The following is an 888-nucleotide window of genomic DNA, read 5'->3' on the forward strand; positions in this document are numbered from 1 at the left end:
TGACCTCCTCCCAATAAATTGGACACCCTAAATTAGAAAAAATCGGCGATATTATCCCTAAGGAGGGGTGCGCCATGAAGAGGTCAAAGTTCACAGAAGAGCAGATTGCTTTTGCATTGCATCAAGTCGATACCGGTATTTCGGTTGATGAGGTCTGTCGCAAGATCGGTATCGGCCAAGCCACTTTCTACAACTGGAAGAAAAAATATAGTGGCCTGGGTATTTCTGAGCTCAGACGCTTAAAGCAACTCGAAGAAGAGAACCGCAAGCTCAAGCAGTTGGTAGCTGATCTCAGTTTAGATAAGGCCATGCTGCAGGATGTTCTGCGAAAAAAGCTTTAAGGCCGGCGCAGCGTAAGCTGCTGGTCGGCCATCTCATTAAGCAATATCGAGTGAGTGTGCAACGTGCTTGCGGTGTTTGTCAGCAAGCACGTTCAACCTGGTATCACAAACCCAAAGGCAAACCACTCGATGCTCCTCTGAAGGCAAGACTACAAGAGATTGCCCGAACCCGTATTCGATATGGATTTAGGCGGATGTACATTCTGATTCGCAGAGATGGATGGGTGGTCAATCACAAACGGCTGTATCGCCTATATCGTGAAGAAGGCTTGAACCTTCGGTGTAAGCGTCCTAGGCGTCGCAAGGCAGCAGCAAGCCGGATGGAGCGCCCCATTCTGACGGGACCCAATCAAGCCTGGAGTATGGACTTTGTATCAGATGCCTTATTTAACGGCAATAAGTTTCGAGCCTTAACTTTGATAGATAACCACACCCGTGAGTGCCTAGCAATTTATCCTGCGCAAAACATTCGAGGCGATGATGTTGCGCATCTGCTAGAGCATATCGTCTCGCAAAGAGGTAAGCCCACGCGGATTCAAGCGGACAA

The 888-nt window shown here is 48.5% G+C and carries 1 pseudogene; it reads left to right on the plus strand.

What is annotated here, in order from left to right:
• Nucleotides 1–74: 74 nt before the first annotated feature.
• A pseudogene (locus ICN30_RS11520) lies at nt 75–888 on the plus strand (IS3 family transposase); the annotation flags it as partial.

This window comes from Polynucleobacter sp. 31A-FELB (assembly GCF_018882405.1).
Classification (GTDB): domain Bacteria; phylum Pseudomonadota; class Gammaproteobacteria; order Burkholderiales; family Burkholderiaceae; genus Polynucleobacter.